General features: G+C 43.5%; 22 protein-coding genes. 11 read left to right on the top strand and 11 right to left on the bottom strand.

Annotated features, from left to right (window positions below):
• Positions 1-2 precede the first annotated feature (2 nt).
• From WC496_07905 to WC496_07895, 3 genes are read right to left on the bottom strand one after another with little or no spacing between them, the layout of a single operon-like run.
• Positions 3-512 (bottom strand): HIT domain-containing protein, encoded by a 510-nt coding sequence (locus tag WC496_07905; protein MFA5292940.1) that lies wholly within the window; start codon positions 510-512, stop codon positions 3-5.
• An 18-nt stretch (positions 513-530) separates the two neighbouring features.
• Positions 531-1,574, bottom strand: a complete 1,044-nt coding sequence (locus WC496_07900; GenBank protein ID MFA5292939.1) for a hypothetical protein — start codon at positions 1,572-1,574, stop codon at positions 531-533.
• Between the two features lie 44 nt (positions 1,575-1,618).
• Complete coding sequence (locus WC496_07895; protein MFA5292938.1) at positions 1,619-2,569, bottom strand: DUF6263 family protein; 951 nt, start codon at positions 2,567-2,569, stop codon at positions 1,619-1,621.
• Positions 2,570-2,771: 202 nt separating this feature from the next.
• On the opposite strand from WC496_07895, the gene ilvD reads away from it, so the two are divergent.
• From ilvD to WC496_07860, 7 genes are all read left to right on the top strand, one after another.
• Positions 2,772-4,439, top strand: coding sequence for a dihydroxy-acid dehydratase (ilvD, locus tag WC496_07890; GenBank protein ID MFA5292937.1), 1,668 nt, complete (start codon positions 2,772-2,774; stop codon positions 4,437-4,439).
• A gap of 40 nt (positions 4,440-4,479) precedes the next feature.
• Complete coding sequence (locus tag WC496_07885; protein ID MFA5292936.1) at positions 4,480-5,163, top strand: HNH endonuclease; 684 nt, start codon at positions 4,480-4,482, stop codon at positions 5,161-5,163.
• Between the two features lie 83 nt (positions 5,164-5,246).
• A complete protein-coding gene (locus WC496_07880; GenBank protein ID MFA5292935.1) occupies positions 5,247-5,561 on the top strand; it encodes a nucleotidyltransferase domain-containing protein in 315 nt (104 codons plus the stop codon).
• Positions 5,558-5,938 (top strand): HEPN domain-containing protein, encoded by a 381-nt coding sequence (locus tag WC496_07875; protein ID MFA5292934.1) that lies wholly within the window; start codon positions 5,558-5,560, stop codon positions 5,936-5,938. The genes WC496_07880 and WC496_07875 overlap by 4 nt, the downstream gene beginning before the upstream one ends.
• 34 nt (positions 5,939-5,972) lie before the next feature.
• Positions 5,973-6,395, top strand: a complete 423-nt coding sequence (locus WC496_07870; protein MFA5292933.1) for a YkgJ family cysteine cluster protein — start codon at positions 5,973-5,975, stop codon at positions 6,393-6,395.
• Positions 6,361-6,993 carry a hypothetical protein gene (locus tag WC496_07865; protein ID MFA5292932.1) on the top strand — a complete coding sequence of 211 codons (633 nt, stop codon included), beginning with the start codon at positions 6,361-6,363 and terminating at the stop codon, positions 6,991-6,993. The genes WC496_07870 and WC496_07865 overlap by 35 nt, the downstream gene beginning before the upstream one ends.
• A 16-nt stretch (positions 6,994-7,009) precedes the next feature.
• Positions 7,010-7,699, top strand: a complete 690-nt coding sequence (locus WC496_07860) for a LysE family transporter (protein MFA5292931.1) — start codon at positions 7,010-7,012, stop codon at positions 7,697-7,699.
• Positions 7,700-7,732: 33 nt separating this feature from the next.
• On the opposite strand, the gene WC496_07855 is transcribed toward WC496_07860, so the two are convergent.
• The 6 genes from WC496_07855 to WC496_07830 all read right to left on the bottom strand — a co-directional run bounded on the left by WC496_07855 (position 7,733) and on the right by WC496_07830 (position 13,846).
• Positions 7,733-8,245 (bottom strand): hypothetical protein, encoded by a 513-nt coding sequence (locus WC496_07855; protein ID MFA5292930.1) that lies wholly within the window; start codon positions 8,243-8,245, stop codon positions 7,733-7,735.
• A gap of 64 nt (positions 8,246-8,309) precedes the next feature.
• Positions 8,310-9,392, bottom strand: coding sequence for a DUF4340 domain-containing protein (locus WC496_07850; protein ID MFA5292929.1), 1,083 nt, complete (start codon positions 9,390-9,392; stop codon positions 8,310-8,312).
• A gap of 66 nt (positions 9,393-9,458) precedes the next feature.
• Complete coding sequence (locus WC496_07845; GenBank protein MFA5292928.1) at positions 9,459-11,435, bottom strand: Gldg family protein; 1,977 nt, start codon at positions 11,433-11,435, stop codon at positions 9,459-9,461.
• Entirely contained in the window at positions 11,432-12,163 is a 732-nt protein-coding gene (locus WC496_07840) for an ABC transporter permease (GenBank protein ID MFA5292927.1), read from the bottom strand. Before WC496_07840 ends, WC496_07845 begins: the two co-directional genes overlap by 4 nt.
• 56 nt (positions 12,164-12,219) lie before the next feature.
• Positions 12,220-12,939 (bottom strand): ATP-binding cassette domain-containing protein, encoded by a 720-nt coding sequence (locus WC496_07835; GenBank protein MFA5292926.1) that lies wholly within the window; start codon positions 12,937-12,939, stop codon positions 12,220-12,222.
• A gap of 286 nt (positions 12,940-13,225) precedes the next feature.
• The gene (locus WC496_07830; protein ID MFA5292925.1) at positions 13,226-13,846 is read right to left on the bottom strand and encodes an AP2/ERF family transcription factor; all 621 of its coding nucleotides are present in this window, start codon (positions 13,844-13,846) and stop codon (positions 13,226-13,228) included.
• 369 nt (positions 13,847-14,215) lie between these two features.
• On the opposite strand from WC496_07830, the gene WC496_07825 reads away from it, so the two are divergent.
• Positions 14,216-14,473, top strand: coding sequence for a type II toxin-antitoxin system RelB/DinJ family antitoxin (locus tag WC496_07825; GenBank protein MFA5292924.1), 258 nt, complete (start codon positions 14,216-14,218; stop codon positions 14,471-14,473).
• Positions 14,470-14,739: a type II toxin-antitoxin system mRNA interferase toxin, RelE/StbE family gene (locus WC496_07820; protein MFA5292923.1), complete on the top strand. Its 270-nt coding sequence runs from the start codon at positions 14,470-14,472 to the stop codon at positions 14,737-14,739. Before WC496_07825 ends, WC496_07820 begins: the two co-directional genes overlap by 4 nt.
• Positions 14,740-14,910: 171 nt before the next feature.
• On the opposite strand, the gene WC496_07815 is transcribed toward WC496_07820, so the two are convergent.
• On the bottom strand, positions 14,911-16,098 hold the full coding sequence (locus tag WC496_07815; GenBank protein MFA5292922.1) for a DNA methyltransferase: 1,188 nt from the start codon (positions 16,096-16,098) through the stop codon (positions 14,911-14,913).
• A gap of 4 nt (positions 16,099-16,102) precedes the next feature.
• The gene (locus WC496_07810) at positions 16,103-16,882 is read right to left on the bottom strand and encodes a restriction endonuclease (GenBank protein MFA5292921.1); all 780 of its coding nucleotides are present in this window, start codon (positions 16,880-16,882) and stop codon (positions 16,103-16,105) included.
• 839 nt (positions 16,883-17,721) lie between these two features.
• Between WC496_07810 and WC496_07805 the strand changes: the two genes are divergently transcribed.
• Together WC496_07805 and WC496_07800 are read left to right on the top strand one after the other, a co-directional pair.
• Entirely contained in the window at positions 17,722-18,351 is a 630-nt protein-coding gene (locus WC496_07805; GenBank protein ID MFA5292920.1) for a redox-sensing transcriptional repressor Rex, read from the top strand.
• 273 nt (positions 18,352-18,624) lie between these two features.
• Entirely contained in the window at positions 18,625-19,233 is a 609-nt protein-coding gene (locus tag WC496_07800) for an isoprenylcysteine carboxylmethyltransferase family protein (GenBank protein ID MFA5292919.1), read from the top strand.
• The last annotated feature ends 195 nt before the right edge of the window (positions 19,234-19,428 follow it).

The raw sequence follows: 19,428 nt of genomic DNA, 5'->3' as shown, positions 1-19,428 counted from the left end.
AATCAAAACCCCGGAAGATTATTTTCGCCGCTTGCATTTTTAAGCTGCTTGTATAAATCTTTCATCCCCTGGCTAATAACATCAGTACCGGCACAAGTATCCATAAAATTGGTGTCGCCGTCCCATCGCGGAACGATATGGATATGCAAATGGCCGGGAAGACCCGCCCCTGCGCATCTGCCGAAGTTCATACCGACATTAAAACCGTGCGGCTTTATCGCGGCCGTTAAAACCTTCTGAGAGGCGACGATAAGTTTTGTAATCTCCGGCAATTCGCCGTCATTGAGTTCGTCGAGACCGGCTATATGTCTGACAGGAGCTAAAAGCAGATGACCGTTGTTGTAGGGAAACTTATTGAGCATTACAAGGCTGTTACTGGTCCGCCATAATACAAAATTTTCTCCATCCTGCTGCGGATGTTTTACATTATGGCAGATAAAGCAGTCGTGTTTTTCGCTCAAGCCCTGAATATATCCAATCCTCCACGGCGCCCAAAGATTATTTCTTTCCAATTGGGCCTCCCTCCGGCTTTATTCCACAAGCGTCATAGTAATTATCTGGTTGACTTCTATATTCGGCTCAAGCGCATCGTTGCCTAAGCCCATAATAGAGGCGCTGACTTTTGCCTTATATTGCTGTGTATCGCTTTTAACCAGACCTCTTTCGATATCGTAAAGCTGTTTGCCGCTGCCTTCGATGGAAAGCACTTTATAACCCTGAAGGAAGCCGAACATTCCTCTCATCTGGAACGAACCGGTGTAAGGCATTGGCACATCCGCCGGCGGCGACCCAAGACTGTAACTACTTGTTATCTCGGCATAAGAAATATTGTCGGTCTTAACAACCCCTGCCAGCTCGTATTCGACATTTCTGCCGATTTTCGAGACAAACGGCATTGGAGCAAGAAGCTGCGATTCCCATCGTTGTCCTTTTTTCAGACCTTTCACAGGATTTTCTATGCTCGCTATGGTATCCCAGATGCCCCACTGCGTTGCGATAAAATCCATAATCATATCGGAACTTTTCACTCTGCCCCTTTTTGGATCGCCTCCAAAGGCCTTATCGCCAAGTTCTTTAACGATTGAACCGAGACTTGAATAATCGGCGATTTTGCCGGTCGGAGTAATTTTCAGCGTAAAAGTTTTGCCTGCAAGGGATTCGACTGCGTCGGCCCTTTCCTGGCCTCTGCTGTTCGACGAAGTTCTTGTAACCTTTGCCGAATTGCACTTTGCCTCGATTGTCGAATACCCGTAAGGGTCTATCTGCAGCGCCTTATAGGTAATTTGCATCTCGAGTTTTTCAGTCGTATTCTGAGTCTGGCTGCTTTTGCCCCCTTTGGAATATCGGCCCGACGGGTCAAGATTAATGGAAATCTGTCTTTCGCTGACAAAATCATACTTCAACTCCGTAGCGGAATTAAAATCAACGGTTAAGAGCAGCGGACCTTTAACACTTGCCCGCTTGCCGGCCGATTTTGACTTTACAGATTTAGTCGAAGCCTGCTGTTCCTGGCATCCGACAAAATAAAAAATACCTGTCGCCAGAAATAATCCTGCAAAAATCCATTTTTTCATAATTTATCCTGTCAACTCAATCCCTTGGTTACATTTGGTTATACTCAGTCAACTTTCTCGATACTATAAATACTCGTAAATCCCATTGTTAACTGGTCAGGCCCTTTATCGCTTTTCTGGTCATCGGGAGATTCCGCCGCAAGCCACTGTGCCTTTAAAGTTTCCTGATAACTGCTGATTACGCCGGTAGTCAAATTGACGACCATTTTGCCGGTATACTCGTCTTTCTCATCGAACATATTGGCAAAGAAACCCATTGCAGGCTCTTTTCCCGCAAGCTCTTCCGATCGTTTCGAACTTGGAACGGCATTCATAGTTACCACTGCCGTTGTTTGCTTGTTCTGCTGTTTTACGTCGGTTACAGTATAAATCTTTTCAAAGGTTTTCGGTTTGAGCATCCCGCCCGGAGAAGCCGCCAGTGAACTCCATTTGTCGCCCTTCTTGCATGGACCCTTGGCATCGAACAGGGCCATAACCTGATGGCGTCTTGCTATTTCCTCATCGCTGAACAGACGCTCGGCTACTTTCCCGGCCGAACCGCTTTTCAAAATCCCCCTCGCAGCGGCCACATCGACGACCTCGACGCTTCCCTTCGGCGTAATTTTGATTTTATAGCTAACGCCGACAAGTTTGGCGAGCGGGTCTGCTTTGCCCTGCTCGTTTTCACTGTCAAACTCTACCGACTTGCCTTCCGGATTCTGCGAGAGATACTTCAGTTGTTTTACGCTAATATCCGCTATCGCGCTGCCCTGTCCGTCGACAGATTCAATCTTTTGAGCGAAGACCATTTCGACTTTGCCGACCGTATGGCGCTCTTTAGTCTTGTTTATGGAAGGCTGAACAAACGAATAATCCTTGCTCGTTTCCATAGTAACTTTATATACTGTTTCGCTCTGCGGCGCAAGGCTGAGTTTCATCTGGGCGGTCGGAACGCAGCCGCCAATAACAATCGCTAAAGAAATGCAGATAACAGCACAAAGTTTTTCCACTTTCATAATTTTCTCCTAAAATCAATCAGACCAGATAGTTAATCCATTTAGAAACAAACCAGAATTATAACAACTATAATTTATGTAGCAATTTTTTTCGGAAAAATAAATTTTTCACTTTGGCCATTTATTTATCCGAGGCCAGGGTTTATAATACCTGTTTAAGTAATTTTCTTACTTTTTGTAACTTATTCAGGAGCAAATACCTATGAAAAGCGATATGATTAAAAAAGGTTTTCAGCGTGCACCTCACAGGGCGCTTTTAAGGGCCTGTGGCCTCAAAGATTCGGATATGAATAAGCCGTTTATCGGCATCGCAAACAGCTTTTGCGAAGTCGTTCCCGGCCATATACACCTTAATATCGTGGCGCAAAAAGTTAAAGCCGCTGTCCGCGCCGCAGGCGGTATTCCTTTCGAATTTAACACTATCGCCATCTGCGACGGCATCGCAATGGGGCATACCGGTATGAAATACTCCCTCGCTTCACGCGAGATTATCGCCGATTCGGTCGAATCGATGGTTCGTGCCCACTGCTTCGACGGCCTTATCTGTATCCCGAATTGCGACAAGGTTATCCCCGGTATGCTTATGGCTTCGGTGCGCGTCAATGTTCCGACAATTTTCGTCTCAGGCGGACCAATGGCCGCAGGCAAAGATTCAAAAGGAAACGCCGTCGATTTAATTTCTGTATTCGAAGGCGTCGCCTCATTCAAAGCAGGAAAAATTAATAAAGCAAGACTTTACGACCTCGAATGCACAGGCTGCCCTTCCGAGGGAAGCTGCTCTGGAATGTTTACCGCAAACAGTATGAACTGTTTATGCGAAGCTATTGGTATGGCTCTGCCGGGCAATGGAACAATCCTCGCAATCAGCCCGGAAAGAGACAAACTTTACAAAGCCGCCGGAAAACAGATTATCACTCTTATCAAAAAGAACCTCAAACCGCTCGACATCATTACGCCGAAATCTCTCGATAACGCTTTTGTTCTCGATATGGCGATGGGCGGCTCGACAAATACCGTTTTGCACACTCTGGCAATCGCAAACGAAGCGGAAATTAAATACGACCTCGAAAGAATTAATAAAATCAGCAAAAAATGTCCCAACATCTGCAAAGTTTCGCCTTCGAGCAAATGGCACGTCGAAGACGTCAACAAAGCAGGCGGAATCAGCGCCATTCTAAACGAAATTAGCAAACTGAAAGGCATTCTTAATCTCAATTGCATTACCGTTACAGGAAAAACTCTCGGCCAAAACATCGCGAAATCGAAAATCAAAAATTACGATTGCATTCACAAAATTGAAAACGCTTACTCCAAAACCGGCGGCCTTGCTATCCTTCGCGGAAATCTCGCTCCGAACGGCTGCGTTGTCAAAACCGCGGGCGTTTCCGCAAAGATGTTGAAACATACCGGCCCTGCCGTCATTTTTGAAAGCCAGGAAGACGCCTGCGACGGCATCCTCGCAGGAAAAGTCAAGGCCGGCAATGTCGTCATTATCAGAAACGAAGGTCCCAAAGGCGGCCCAGGTATGCAGGAAATGCTCAGCCCGACAAGTTACATTATGGGCGCAGGACTCGGCGAATCGGTCGCGCTCATTACCGACGGCAGATTCAGCGGCGGAACTCGCGGCGCCTGCATCGGACACGTCAGCCCGGAAGCATCTGTCGGCGGCCCGATTGGACTGTTAAAGAAAGGCGACATTATTGAAATCGACATCCCCGCAAAGAAAATTTCAGTGAAACTTTCAAATGCTGAACTTGCAAAACGAAAAAAACAGTTCGTTCCGCCAAAGCCGAGAATTACAAAAGGCTGCCTCGCTAAATACGCCGCTATGGCGACAAGCGCCGATACCGGTGCAGTTTTGAAATGGTAAAATTAAAAAGCTATTCGTGCGAAAACAAGGGCGTACTCAAATGAAATTCGAGCTCGAGGATTTCCATCGCAATATACTCGATGAAGAATTAATCAATGATATGAAGCGAGTGGCCGCTGAATTAAAACAGAACACCCTAACCACCAGGCAGTACGATAAACATGGTAAGTATCATAGTCAAACGATTATAAGTAGGTTAGGCTCTTGGCTTATGGCGATTGAAAAAGCTGGCCTAATGGAAACGAGACAACAAATTAAAGGGGCTACCGAAGAAGAACTTTTTGAAAACCTTGAAGAAGTGTGGGTTAAGTTAGGGCGGCAACCGCGGTGGCGAGATATGCGACTTCCAATATCAAAGTATGGGTCAAGTCGTTACGACCATTGGCGGAAGACCTTAGAAAAATTTGTAGCGTATGTTAACAAGGAAGGATATATTTCCTCAGAAGCCGAGATTAAAAGTCTAAAAATTGAACCAACAACAAAACATAAAACGTCCAGAACAGTAAATTGGCGGTTGCGTTTTTTGGTAATGCATAGAGATGACTTCAAATGTAAATTATGCGGTGTAAGTCCAGCGATAAAACCGGGGACAATTCTTCACGTAGATCATATTAAGGCTTGGACTAACGGCGGAGAAACAGTAATCGAGAACCTTCAAACCCTTTGCAACCAGTGTAATATAGGAAAAAGTAATTTATCGTTGGAAAATAAGGGTCAAAGTTAATTATAGATATACCAATTTGATATTTCCGACTGTTTGTGGTACAATTCCGGCAGAAAGGTCTATATTATAAAAGAAGGCGAATTATGCAAATAGAACAAATACTCAAAGAATTTAGGGAAAACATCACTCAACTGTACAAAAAAAGGCTTAAGAGCATTATACTCTACGGCTCATGGGCAAGAGGTACTGCTACGGATAATTCAGATATCGATTTGGCAATTGTACTCGAAAGTGATGTTGCGGCAGGCCGCGAAATAGACCGGATGATAGATATTGTAACCGAAATAAACCTCAAATACGGCGTATTGATTTCCATATATCCGGTATCAGAAAAGGATTACGCTTCTGTTAACAGTCCTTTGCTCTTAAATCTGCGAAGGGAAGGAGTGGCCGCATGAAAGAAATCCAGTTGCTTATTAACAAGGCACAGCGATATATCAAAAGTGCAAAGCTGCTTCTCGATGACGGCGACTACGAATCTGCGGTCTCAAGAATTTATTATGCTATGTTTTTTTGTACTGAGGCAACTCTCTTAACAAAAAATTTATCATTCTCCTCTCACAAAGGCGTAATATCTGCTTTCGGCGAGCATTTTATTAAAACAGGTATTTTTGATAAAAAACTGTGGAAAGAACTCAACAGGGCATTTGAAAAAAGACAGCTTGGTGATTATGGGTATACCTCTGTAATTGAACATAACGAAGCTGAACTTATGCTTCAAAGCGGGTCCGATTTTGTCAATTCAGTAGCCAAGTGGTTAAAAGAACAACAATAGAATTGATAATCTTAATTATAAATCTGTGAAATCTGTGTCTAAAAATATTTGGTACATCGGCGGTCTTCATTTCTCCTGTCAGGAGTGTGGCCGATGCTGCTCCGGCCCTGAAGAAGGCGTTATATGGATATCGAAACCGGAAATCGAAAAACTCGCCGAGCATCTTAAAATAACTGTCTCGGAGCTTCACAAAAAATATTTGAGAAGGTTCGGCTTTCGAATATCGATAAAGGAAAATCCGCAGACAAAGGATTGCATCTTCCTCGTTAATATAAATAATTCGAAAGGCTGTGCGGTTTATAACGTCAGGCCGATGCAGTGTCGAACCTGGCCCTTCTGGTCGAGTAATCTGGCCGGTCCAGACGATTGGAACTGTGCCGCGCAAAAATGTCCCGGAATAAACAAAGGCAGACTCTATACTTTTGAAGAAATTGAAAAAAACAGAAAACAAAAATAACGATTGTTTAGCCTCCGAACCTGTGGCGGGGGGCATAAAACAGGTTAATTCCATAAACCCAGAACCTGCCGCGGAACTTCAGAGCCGCGAGTGTTGGAGCGAAGCGGAAACCCTGCGCAAGGGTAAACGAGCGGTTACGTTGAAAATTTGTAAACAGGTTTCACAAATTTACGACTGGCTCAACTCGCAGATTAAATCACTCGATGTCGATTGCTCAGCCTGCGGTAAATGCTGCGACTTCAAATCTTTCGGCCATAAACTCTTCGTAACAACGCCGGAACTCCTCTATTTTTATAAAAATGTCAAACCCTTAAGGAAAATGACCGGCTCATCCTGCCCCTGCCTCGAAAATGGCAAATGCACCGCAAGAGATTTTCGTTTTTCAGGCTGTCGAATCTTCTTCTGCAAAGCGGACAGCGAAAAAATAAACGAACTCAGCGAACAGACAATAAAAAAAATCAAGACGTTATGCGACGAATTCGATTTTCCGTATCGTTACGTCGATTGGGCGACAGCGTTAAATAATATCGATTTTTACAACAGTGTTAATCCGCGTTCCGTCGCTGCGGAATCCGTGTCTGAAAAAGAGCCGCATTAATCTGTGTCCAAAAACTATGAGTCTATTTTTATTTTTACTGCAGGTTTTCATAATTTCTCTTTCCGGCGTTTTAGCGCCCGGCCCGGTTACTGCCGCGACGATTGCCGCCGGCACAAAATCCCGTCACGCCGGAATCTCAATTTCTATCGGCCATTCATCCATCGAACTGCCTCTGATTGCCGCGATTATGCTCGGCCTGGGTTTCGTCTTTGAAAACCATGTCGCAAAACTCATTATCGGCCTTGCAGGCGGTGCCTTTCTTATCTGGATGGGCTGGCAAATGTTTAAGGATTATTTAGCCCCCGCACCCGTGGCGGGGGAACAGAGCCGCGACAGTTGGAGTGAAGCGGAAATCCTGCGCAAGGGTAATGGAGCGGTAAATCAAAATAATAATAACAATTTTAAAACCCATTTAATGACCGGCGTAATACTCTCGGCCACTAATCCGTATTTTTTATTATGGTGGGCCACGGTCGGTTTGAATCTTGCAAAGGATGCTGTCGGTTTTGGTTATATTGCCGTTATATTATTTGCGTTGGTTCATTCGCTTTGCGATATGGGCTGGCTGGAGATTTTGTCTTTTACAAGTTACAAAGGCACGAAGTTTTTAAATGAGAAAAACCAGAAAGTTGTACTCGCCCTTTGCGCCGCAGCTATTATGTTCTTTGGATTTTACTTTATCTATAAAAGTCTTTTGACTCTATAAAAAAATCGGCACAGTCCTTCCTCAAATCTTCAATTATTCCTGCGGCGAGTTCGCGTCATTCGGCTCAGGTGCAATATCCTCCGCAGGAGCAGAAGCTGCACGATTCAGTCCCGTAACAAGACCTTCAAAGAAATTACTGGTACCGTTCGTAACCTGAGCATCATAATCTATAAGGGGTGTATGCAGAGCTATATTGTGTTTTACACTGGTTGCCATAATTATTTCCCCGTTTTTGTAAAAATCGATTCCCGGCCAGCCTGAACATGCACAAAATGCCTCTCTCTGGAAACAGGAGAAACGAATGGCATCAACAAAATCGTAGATACTGCAGGGGTCGTCCAGTATTATTAACGCTTTATTGCTGTAACATTCCTCGGCAGGATTGAAGCTGCCGTCTCTGATAATAATTTTGTCGCAGCCGATCAGCGTTTTATGGAAAACTGTATCGACATTTGGAGCATATCGGGGAACTGGCGGCATAATGAAATATATGGAACAAATAATGACTGTTATAATAACCGGCAGAACGAATACTCTCTTTTTCATGCAGCACCTCGTTTAATGACGCCTTAAAGCAATTTGACAGTGTCAATTCGTGTTTATTCGTGGTTTATTTTTCTTGTGGTTCATTCGCGTCATTCGGCTCAGGTGCATCTTCCACAAGTTCCTTCATCGGCTTTGTCATTTTATCTGCGTAGTAAGAAGGAATCTCGTAAACCCACCCGCTGGTAGCGTCCTGAAACTTTTTGACTTTTTCCCTGGCCAGCAGTTTCGCTTCTTTCTTTTTAAGTTCTTCCTGCGATTCGACGCCTTCTTCTTTCCTTACCTGTGTCTTATCCGTAAAATCAGCGCTGCATTTTATATAGGTCTTCGAATCTTTCTGTGCGATTTCGATAAGAAACAAAGTTGAATTCTTCAGCAGGCATCCGTACTCGCGGTCGAATTTCAAATCTGGTTTGTCCGAAACTGTATTTACGTCTTCGAAACTTAAGTTGGTAAGAGCGCTGAAAACCGCCTCGCACTCGCTGTTTTTCTGTATTTTACCGGCAGGAAGTTCTTTAAGGGCAACTTCTGCACTGTTGGCTTCCGGAGCAAGCGTATAGGATTCGCTCGGCGATTTTACGGTTACCGATGCGATTTCAGCTTTGTTCAGAGTTATAAGCTCTTTAGTGATATATTCGTTCGGTGAAGCGCCCGGCCACGGCACATTATCCATAACATAAACTTTATTATCGTTGACGAGCCTGCCGTAATACAGCCCGCCGGACGGACAATCCTTCCCGATGATTAGGCCGGTAATAACATTCCCGTTGGCGTCGAGAAACTTTACGACAGCCTGTCCGCTTTCTTCTGTTACACCGAGGTCTTCGTAATTCGCTTTGTCTTCGGTATAAAATTCCACCATTTTAATATCGAGGCAGGAAGTTATCAGGGCGTTTATTGTTTTCGTCGATGCCGGATAGTTCGACCTGTTTTCGACGACAAATCCGTTTTGCTGGCGGTCAAGCGTAATTGTATTGCTGTCTGTGCTGATAATTATCTTCGCTATCGAGGCCGGGTCAAGGCCCTGGATAAGATAACCTGCCGTCGCGGAGACCTGTTTGCTTTTATTGACACATTGCGAAACAAAAACAGCGAGAACTATTGACGCTGACGCAAGAATTCCCAAAACCGAAAGTTTCTTATTACTCATTTATTCGACTCCATTTCCCATGCTACTGTATTCTGTATTCTGAGTTCTGTGTTCTGCGTTCTATTCTTACGCATCAGACGCATGGCTGATATAACGCCGTTTCTTCGTACTTTTATATAGACCCAGTATTATGGCGATTACCAGGATTACCGCCGGTGCCGCCAGCATATTGAAGCTTCTAAGCTTATTGCCAAGTTTTTCCTTGCGCTGCAGTTTTATTTTCTTTATTTCCTGAAGCTGTTTTTTGGCCTCGAGTATTTTCAGTTCCACTTCTTTTTTCTTTTGCAGGATGGAGCTTCCGACAACTTCTTCCTGCCCCTGCTGCGCCGAGCTTAGAATCGTCTGCAGTTCATTTTCGAATCCCGCTATTTCAGCGTTGATTTTACTTTCTTCTTCAGCGGTCTGCGCATCGGCTTCAGCCTCGATTTTATCGACCACGATGAATGGCCGTTTGAAGTTGCCTCTCGACCTGATGGAAATCAGTTCCCCTGACCCGCAGAAATCATCGACTCCGTTAATCAGCAGTGCGCTGTTGTCGCCGATAATCATTGTCCCGAAAATAGAAGAACTGTAAGCAATCATATCGCCGATGAAATCGACATCCGCGAATACGATAACCGCGCAATTTGCCGTTGCCGCCGGCAGTGCCTCGATATGTTTTTTGCTTTTCTTGGGTGCGTTCGCATCATCGGCGTTTTTCGGAGCGTCAACTTCGATATCTATCCCCTGAGGGAAAGCGCTTTTGAACTTCCCTGTAACAAGATATGCCATATCGACCGGCTCGGTGCCTTCGACGAACCTTTTCATCAGGCTTTGCATATCGTTCGTCATCAGGTCCATCTGGTCCCTGACCGCCCAGCTGTTTCCACGGCTGGTTGTCATAACTAAAGGCGTTCTTTCGATATTCGCTTCCTTCTTATCCGCATCCGACAACGGCAGTTCCTTCAGCACTCCGCTGAAAAGAAATCGAACCTGGTTCAGTTCCGCCGTGATAACCGTATTTTTATTGAAGCATTCCGGCGTCGTCTCTAAAAATCCGATAATTTTCTGTGGACGTTCTCCTGCTCTAAGGGCAGCCTCTAAAGCGAGTGTCCTGTCGCCGGCAAAAGTATTCTTCGGCATCTCCAATCCCCAGTTGACCATCAGCTTATCGAGTTCCGATGAAGGGTCGTGTTCCGTCCGCATCTGCATCGCCGGCTGTGACGGCTGGTCGGACACACAATACGGGTCGACGCATACAATCGTTCTGCCGCCATTGACTACGAACTGGTCGATTGCGAAAAGCGTCTGTTCCGGAAGTTTTTTCGGATGGATAACCAGCAGAATATCAACGTCTTCTATTTTATTGACATCGGCCGGAATATTTTTCATCTCGTACTGCTGACCCAACTGCGTAATAATGGCCCATGCCTTATTCGGCTGCTGCCCCTGCAATTGCATCATTCGTGCCATATAAGGCGTAACCTCGTCGCCCATCACATTCAGCGAGCTTAACACGCCGATGCGTTTTTTCTGCCGCGTTACAGCCGTATCGATTAGATAGCTTATGTCGTACTCGACAAAATTCTGCCGTGTCGGTGAAAAGAACGGAATGGTTTTTTGCACTCCGAATTGCGTCTGCACGACAAGTCCGAAGAAGAAATTTTCTTCCTGTGTTATTGGAAATTTCTTCAGCCCGTATCTTATCGCCGCGACCTCATCGTCCGAATATGGTCTTGGGTCGATTATTTCGAGTTTTATCTTTCCATTGGCCGCTGCCGCGTATTCTTCGAGCAGTGATTTGACAAAATCGTAATAATTATTGAAGTATCGAATCTGGTCCGGCCCCTTTATCGCCGCCGTTTTGCCGTAATAAAGTTTCATAATTATCGGCTGGTTGAGCTTGGCCAGGATTGTTTTTGTTCCGTTCGAGAGCGTATAAATCTTCTGTCCGGTCACATCGGCTTTCCAGCTTTTGCCTATATTCTGACAGATACTGATAAGGCTGAACGTTATTATCAGAATGAATATTACCGCGACGATTGCCCTTATTGTTCTGCTCATCCCGCCTTCCTTTCATCGAGAACCACTCCGCATGCCGCCACCCAGCCCGCTATAAGAATGACAAAATATGATATATCCTTGAATTCAAGCACTCCATTACTGACAGAATCGAAATGTTCCTGAAAGCTCATCATGCTTATCGTATTCACCGCCCCCGCCGGCAGAAAACTTGACAAATAATTCATCGTCGTCGGCATCCCCGCGAACACGAGCACCGCACAGGCCACCACCGACATCACGAACGATATAACCTGATTATTCGATATCGCAGAGAAGAAACATCCGACTGCAAGGAACCCGCCGGCCATCAGAATCGTCGCCAGATACCCCGTCGCCAGCAATCCCATATCAGGGTCGCCGAGATAGCATATCGTTATCACCATCGGAAAAGTCAACGCTATCGCGACAATAAGAAACAGCCACGCCGCCAAAAACTTGCCTAAAACCGCCTGCGTCACCGTAATCGGCAGCGTAAATAACAACTCAATCGAACCGGTCTTTTTCTCCTCCGCCCATAACCTCATCGCCGCCGCAGGAACAAGAAAAACGAACAACAGCGGTATGTTGTAGAAAAACGACGTCATATCCGCCTGGCGAGCCTCGAAAAAACCATTCTTAAAGGCCAAATAGCCGGAGAAAAACAAAAATACCACCAAAAACACATACGCCAGCGGCGTTGCGAAATACGACTTGAACTCCCTTTTAAATACCGCCCAAAAACCAGTCATCTTTTTTCCCTTTTATTCCATAATTTTGATTTTTGATGTTTGATATTTGATTTTTCTTATGCCACTTTACTCGTCGTAACTTTCCTGAAGACTTCATCGAGCGAGCCGCCATACTCGGCCTTTAGTTTTGCCGGCGTGGAATCGGCAAGTATTTTGCCCTTTGCGATTATTATCGCCCTGCTGCATACCGCCTCGACCTCTTCGAGTATATGAGTCGATACGACGATAACTTTTTCCTTTGCCATCTGCTCGATAAGCAGTCTTACTTCGTGCTTCTGATTCGGGTCAAGTCCGTCTGTCGGCTCATCGAGAATCAAAACCTGCGGGTCGTGAATCAGTGCCTGCGCAAGGCCGACCCTTCTCTTGTAACCCTTCGACAGCGTTTCAATCGTCTGATGATAAACCGATTCGATATGGCACAACGACAAAGCCCTGTCCAAAGCGTCTTTGCGTTTCTTGCCTTCAAGACCTCTCGCGTCGCAGATAAAATTCAAAAACGCACCGGCCGTCATCTCGCTGTACGAAGGCACATTTTCCGCAAGGTATCCGATGCACCGGCGAACCTGGATTGGATTTTTGATAATATCGTATCCGCAGATAGACGCTGTCCCGCTGTCAGGCCGAAGGAAACATGCAAGCATCCGCATCACGGTACTCTTACCGGCTCCGTTAGGACCAAGAAAGCCGAGTACCTGCCCCTTTTCAACCTCGAAAGACACACCGTCAACGGCAACTATCGGCCCGAACGATTTCCGTAACTCTTTGATTTTTATCATTTAATATACCCTTATACTGTCATTCCCGCGAAGTTTATCCCTTAGGGAGCGGTTGAAAACCCCTGTGGGGGAATCCATTTCAATATTTAGCCCCCACTTTTAGTGGGGGTTTGTTATTTCACATTTCCTTACATCCTGCTTCTTTACGTCTTTACTTCTAAAGACTTGCAATTATATATCATAAACTCTTACCGTCAAGTACGCGGAATCCTGTTTTTTGGTTCATCCCGCATCGATTATTATTCTCCATTTTTTTCGGTGCGGCGGTTCATCCCGCACCTTTTTATTATTCATTTTTTGTATTTTTTGAAAGGTGTGGCGATTCGTCAGGAAAATTCAGGGTTGCAAATTTGCCATGATAAATCTTTGCGGCCTCATCGTATGCCCTGGCAGCATCTTCTTCATTATCGAAATGCCCTAAATATATGGATTTGCCGTTATGATATATCACCGCCCGCCATTTTACCGTACCTGTCAGTCTGCACACTCCCCTGTATTTCGAACTGCCGTTCTTTGTCAGTCGGCTGTTGCATACATTTTGTGAAGGCGTTGCGAACCGCAGATTTCTTTTCGTATTATCCAGTCCGTTATGATTTATATGGTCCACCAGCACCCCTTTAGGAGCATCCATAATAACCCGATGCATACGTACAAGATATTTCCCTTCCAGCCGGACGGCGTAATCGTTTCTTTTATCGTTTTCAAAAAGCAGCCAGTTCTCCCCCGCCAGTTTCTCGTAATCTTCCGGGTCAACGATAGCAAATTTTGTCTCGGCTGATTTGCCGCTGATTAACTTTATTTTCCGAAATGCAAAACCGTAATGTTTCTTCCTGTAGCGAAGCAGGAAATAAAGGCAGATGCTTTCAATGAATGTGGGGTATGGGATTTGTAGATTTATTTTGGGCATAATGACACCAATGAATTGAAAAATGAATTGTTATTTAAGAGCCCTAAGCGTAAGCGCAGGGTATATAAAATTTGATTGCCTTGCCATCTTGTATGGCAGATTTGTCCTTTTTACCTCTCTTTTTACCATAAAAATTAGATGCACATCTAACTTTGCGTGTATTATACCATATTTTTAACAAAAGTCAAACGAAAATTTGCAAATTTTGCGTAAATTTTCGCCCTGAGCTTGTCGAATAGGTCAAGAAAAAAACCTTTTTGCGAATAAATCCCAACAAAACTTAAGAAAAAGCAAGAAAAATCTTGACTTTTACTCATTTACAACGTATATATATTGTAATGACATTGTATTCAATTTGTGGAGTCAATTATGAGTACTTCTGCTACAATTAACGTTCGAATGGACGCTGAAACAAAGTCTAAAGTTTCCGAAATATTGGATTTATTGGGGATGACGCCATCGGAGGCGATAAATCTGTTTTTTAAACAAATTATCTATACCCAAAGCATCCCTTTTGAAGTAAAATTGCCAAATAGAGAGACATTGCGAGCCATGAAAGAACTGGATTCCGGCAAAGGCGTGAAATTCAATAGTGTGGATGAATTATTGAAGGATTTAAAAGGTTGATACTTACTCGTTCGACCCAATTCAAAAAGGATTATGAATTGCTTGTCCGTCAGGGAAAAGACATATCGAAACTGGACAGCATTATTATCGATTTAGCAAATAGCGTTAACCTCGAAGACAAATACAAAATTTATCAGCACAGCGGCTGGCAAAAACTTTATCGTACTTTGTATATTGAGCCGAACTGGATTTTGATTTATAAATTTGACGAAGCCAAAGGCGAACTCGCCTTAGCCAGAACCGGCGATCCTGCTAATGTAAATTAAAATGTGCTTTTGACTATGTTGCCACAGTCCTAAGGACTCCTTACGGAGAGAACACAGAACACACAGAGATATTTTAAAAACGTAGCCACAAAGGCATCAAAGGAAAAATGATGCCGGATTCATTTCCCCAAAAAAGTTATCCTCGCAAATGCGGGAAACAAGAAAACACTTTTACATTAAACTGTTTTGATATTTTTCACCATTTGGCTGCATTAGTTCAGGTGATGTATCGGCGTCCAATTCCCAATATTCAAAGCTCGAACAAGAAAAAAAACTGGATTCAATTTTATTTAGTTTCTTTTGACTTACTTCAATAGCATGTTTCGATTGATCAATCCCAATCCATGTACGATTATGTAGATTTGCTGAAACTAGTGTAGTGCCAGAACCGGAGAAACAATCCATTACCAAATCTCCTTCATTTGACGATGCCGAAATCAATAGATTAACTAATTCTATATTCTTTTCGGTTGGATAGGTTGGATACTGGGGGTCTTTGTATTCCCATATATCTTGAATTTTCTTTCCGTTGGCCTCCGCATCTTCCGCAAAAATCTTTTTCCGAGGAACATCATTAGATGACCATTCTATTAAACCAGCCCTATCTAATTCATCCAAAACTTTGGGGTCGCTGCGCCAATGCCTCCCTTTGGGCGGTGCAACTCCGCGCCAAGGTTGTCCTGTTGGTCCATCTTTCGTTTCACCAGGGGCATGCAATGGAACTGTTGTATATCGTTTACCATTCTTGTCAATTTTTTTGAATAAGCGTGAAACATCATTATCAGTGATGTCCTCTTTGGGTTCATTCCAAACATATGAATCTGTTTTGGTATAAAAAAGGATCAGGTCTTTAATATTGCCGTAAGCTTTGCGACTAAAGTTTTTTGGATTACACTTTATCCTAGTAATATCATTACGAAAGTTATTGATACCAAAAACCTCATCCATCAAAACTTTTATATAATGACCTATTTTATAATCTATATGCAGATAGATCGATGCTTTTTCTGACATGAGTTCCCGCAATAAAATAAGTCTCTCTCTTAAAAATTCCACAAATTGACTCCCGACGAGATCGTCAGTATAAGCAGTATGGTCTGAGTGGCTTGAACTTATGCTATTAGCTCTGTCAGTACCTATTTTAAATGTGTTGTTGGTTGCAAAAGGCGGATCAATATAAATAAAATCTACTTTATTCCTGTAATCATAATCATACAGCAGACATTTCAAAACATGCAAATTGTCGCCGTGTATTAACTTGTTTTTTGATTCAACAAGTGTTATTTTTTTGAGAGAACCTCGTCCGTTCGGATCTAATATTGCCTGTTCGTTTTTTTTATTTGGATATTCCAAAAGCATTTTATTATACCTGATATAGAAAATCTCTTAACACCAATGCACTCATTATATTATATTGTTCTTTGTGTTCAACTATATATGAATACATTTTATTTTTGCCATGGATGTAAAGAACCCCATCCAAAATACCAACTTTTATTGCAGAACATTCTGCTTCCAGAGTAGATAGAGCATCTGCAAACTGTGCATTTTGATGTCCACCGAAGTCCGTTAAAAACTTTGCTTCTGCAATTATATATTTGCCATTAAACCGAGCAACCATATCAAGACCTTTGTTATGCGTATAATTAAGTCGCTCTCTTGCAAATGCCATAAGATCAGCATCTGAACCATCCAGAATTGCGTTATCCTTGGATTTTAAAAATTTATGAACAGGTAAACATTCAACTCCCAATGCTTTAGATTTTAACCAACGTTTGAACAATGGACCAATTTGTCTATTAGTTTCTTTAGGCTCCGAACATCGCTCAAATATTTTGTCCAATCCCATCTCATAAAGTCGACCACATAATCTACTAACAGTTGCTGGATTACGTTTTATAGCAGATTGGTCACGTTTCAGATAGGCAACATAAGAGTCTTTAATTGGGAAAATTTCACAGTCTAACAACTCATCCATAAGAGCAATGTTATCTTTTTTCTTAAAGGCACGTTCTATATGCAAGAGCTTACTTTTCTCAATATCCCTGATTCCTTCAGGAATGGTTGGATATACTACAAATAGATCGTCTAAATAGTGTCTTTGATTTGCATATTCAATACTAAGTTTTGTCCAATAATTCATTAAACATCCTGTTTATAACAGCGATTATACCCCTCCGCCGGAGGCGAACAAGTCTTTTTTATCAATTCAAAGGTTATTTTCAGGGTATAGGGTTCCCTGCTCCCAACTCAGGAAGCCGCACTCGGGAATGACCTTTTTTCGCTTTCTGACACAAGCAGCTTTTTCTTGACTTTTGGCTCGTTATTTCCGATATTATTATTGCTGGTGCCGCTTTTAGGCGTTGGCTCAGAGGGTTGATTTTCAACAGCACTGGGCGCACCGGCTGTTTTTTTATATATTGTTTTGGAAAACCGAAATTGTCCTCCCCCGTTTCGTGTTAAACTTATTGCACCACGAAGACACGAAGATAATTTTTAGTTTTTAATTTTAAATTATCCGCGAAACTTGTCCGCCACCCTGTCCGTTCGTAGTCTTTTGGCAAAGACGGAAGTCCCTTATTCCCTGTGGGACGACGGCGGAGCCGAAACCGTTTTGCATTTGCTTTAAGTCGCAGCCGTATAACGGCAGAAAAATTCAAAACGATATGCCGACGTCAAGTTTTACCCGCAGAAGCTTTAGCGAAGGCGGGTTACTTGTAAGTAAGGCACACGTTTTGAATTTATAATGTTCGCAGAACATCGCCTTAAAGCAAATTAACCGTGTTAATCCGTGTTGTTCCGTGTCTGAATATCTCTGTGTCCATCCGCGGTTAAAGCCCTCTTTTTCGTGAATAAAATCACAAAATATCACTTGACTATCACTACAATCAAGCCTATTATATATTTTATAAGTATTTTTTGGCGTACAAGTTGGTTTCAAATCGCAAAAAAGCTCATTTTTTACACTGAAAGGCATTGAAAATGTCGAACAGGAGCAGGATATTAAGGCTTTCGCGGTACAAGAATGCCGCTTTGCGTCTCAAATCTCTCAATTTCATGAAGGTTTTTTCTGACAATCTCGCTGATGCCACAGGAGTCACAGCATCCCAGGTCAGGAAGGATTTTTCGCTGTTCGGCATTTCAGGCAACCGCAGGGGCGGATACCAAATAGACGAACTGCTGACACAACTCAATAGAGTACTGGGCAAAGATAAACTTCAAAAATTCATCGTGGTCGGTGTCGGGAACCTCGGCCGAGCACTGATTAACTACCCCGGCTTCGCCAAAAGCGAAATAAGAATCGTCGCAGGCTTCGATATCGACCCTGCAAAATATAACCGAAAAGCCGATGCACTCATCCTGCCCATGGACGAACTGGCAGGCTTCGCAAAAACCAACGAAATCGAACTGGCTATCATAGCCGTACCCGACTTCGCCGCACAGGAAGCATTCGAAAAACTAATACCGGCAGGCATAAAAGGTGTACTAAACTTCGCGCCAATAAGATTAAAAGGCGATGACAAAATCGTAGTCCATAACCTCAACCTCGAAACAGAATTCGAAAACCTTATCTACTTCGTAAATACAAAAGCTAATACGACAGAAGGATAAAAAAACAGTAATTGCCGTTATTTAACCGCTGATTAACGCAGATTAAAGCTGCCATTAAGAATTCAGGTATCGGTATAGGTATCGGTAACGTTCCGTTTTTCGGTTTCGTTACGGGTTTAGTTGACCGGGCACGACAACAAATAACGATAACGCGACTTTACCAATACCGAAACCCAAAACGAATTTTTCAATCCTGCTTAAAAAGAGAAATCTATTGTCGGCAGGACAAATTCCGGCTATTATCACATCTTTATAACTTTCAGGAGTATTATAGTGGCCAAAAGAAGCTTCGCACGAAAACAAAGAATCCTCGCCAGCAGGTTTTTCGGCCTGGGGGTTGTCGCACTGTTATTAATATCCAAAAGCCAATGGGAAAACAGCCTGTGGGGTTCGATGTTCTTCCTGATAGGGGCGGCCTTAATCGGCATCGCCGTGACGGGCCGATTGTGGTGCTCGCTGTATATATCAGGATATAAGAGCGGCACACTCATAACGACAGGACCCTATTCGCTGTCCAGAAACCCATTGTATTTTTTCTCGTTTTTAGGCGCGATAGGAATCGGCCTTGCAACGGAAACGCTGACAATACCCGCTTGCCTTGCTGCTGCCTTCGCGCTGTATTATCCGTATGTGATAAAGGCCGAGGAAGCGAAACTTGCCGGCATTCATAAAGAGGCGTTCGACGATTATCGCAAAAGCACACCGGCGTTTTTCCCGTCATTTAAGTTATTGACCGAGCCGGAAGAATATACCGTAAAGCCGAAGATTTTCAGGAGAACACTTTTCGAGGTTTGGTGGTTCGTAGCACTGATTGGCGTTGTTGAATTTAAAGAGGCTCTCCAGCAGCTTAAGCTGCTGCCGACGATACTGAATTTGTATTAAGAGTTAGCCACTAAGGCGCAAAGAAAATTAACCACGAATAAACACGAAGGAATTAACCGCGGATGACTTGTCGCGGCCTTTAGGCCGCAACCAAAATCCTAAATACTAAATCCGAAATCCTAAACAATATTGAATTACCAAAATTCTAATGTTCAAAACTAAAACGTAACACCGTATTTGAAAGCAAGTTATAAA

Source organism: Phycisphaerae bacterium (genome assembly GCA_041652575.1).
GTDB lineage: Bacteria > Planctomycetota > Phycisphaerae > Sedimentisphaerales > UBA12454 > UBA12454.
This window is presented reverse-complemented; position numbering and strand designations above follow the sequence as displayed.

Coding starts and splice junctions, on each gene's coding strand:
- WC496_07900 (MFA5292939.1), bottom strand. CDS start 1,574: ATGAAAAAATGGATTTTTGCAGGATTATTTCTGGCGACAGGTATTTTT.
- WC496_07895 (MFA5292938.1), bottom strand. CDS start 2,569: ATGAAAGTGGAAAAACTTTGTGCTGTTATCTGCATTTCTTTAGCGATT.
- ilvD (MFA5292937.1), top strand. CDS start 2,772: ATGAAAAGCGATATGATTAAAAAAGGTTTTCAGCGTGCACCTCACAGG.
- WC496_07885 (MFA5292936.1), top strand. CDS start 4,480: ATGAAATTCGAGCTCGAGGATTTCCATCGCAATATACTCGATGAAGAA.
- WC496_07880 (MFA5292935.1), top strand. CDS start 5,247: ATGCAAATAGAACAAATACTCAAAGAATTTAGGGAAAACATCACTCAA.
- WC496_07875 (MFA5292934.1), top strand. CDS start 5,558: ATGAAAGAAATCCAGTTGCTTATTAACAAGGCACAGCGATATATCAAA.
- WC496_07860 (MFA5292931.1), top strand. CDS start 7,010: ATGAGTCTATTTTTATTTTTACTGCAGGTTTTCATAATTTCTCTTTCC.
- WC496_07855 (MFA5292930.1), bottom strand. CDS start 8,245: ATGAAAAAGAGAGTATTCGTTCTGCCGGTTATTATAACAGTCATTATT.
- WC496_07850 (MFA5292929.1), bottom strand. CDS start 9,392: ATGAGTAATAAGAAACTTTCGGTTTTGGGAATTCTTGCGTCAGCGTCA.
- WC496_07845 (MFA5292928.1), bottom strand. CDS start 11,435: ATGAGCAGAACAATAAGGGCAATCGTCGCGGTAATATTCATTCTGATA.
- WC496_07840 (MFA5292927.1), bottom strand. CDS start 12,163: ATGACTGGTTTTTGGGCGGTATTTAAAAGGGAGTTCAAGTCGTATTTC.
- WC496_07835 (MFA5292926.1), bottom strand. CDS start 12,939: ATGATAAAAATCAAAGAGTTACGGAAATCGTTCGGGCCGATAGTTGCC.
- WC496_07830 (MFA5292925.1), bottom strand. CDS start 13,846: ATGCCCAAAATAAATCTACAAATCCCATACCCCACATTCATTGAAAGC.
- WC496_07825 (MFA5292924.1), top strand. CDS start 14,216: ATGAGTACTTCTGCTACAATTAACGTTCGAATGGACGCTGAAACAAAG.
- WC496_07815 (MFA5292922.1), bottom strand. CDS start 16,098: ATGCTTTTGGAATATCCAAATAAAAAAAACGAACAGGCAATATTAGAT.
- WC496_07810 (MFA5292921.1), bottom strand. CDS start 16,882: ATGAATTATTGGACAAAACTTAGTATTGAATATGCAAATCAAAGACAC.
- WC496_07805 (MFA5292920.1), top strand. CDS start 17,722: ATGTCGAACAGGAGCAGGATATTAAGGCTTTCGCGGTACAAGAATGCC.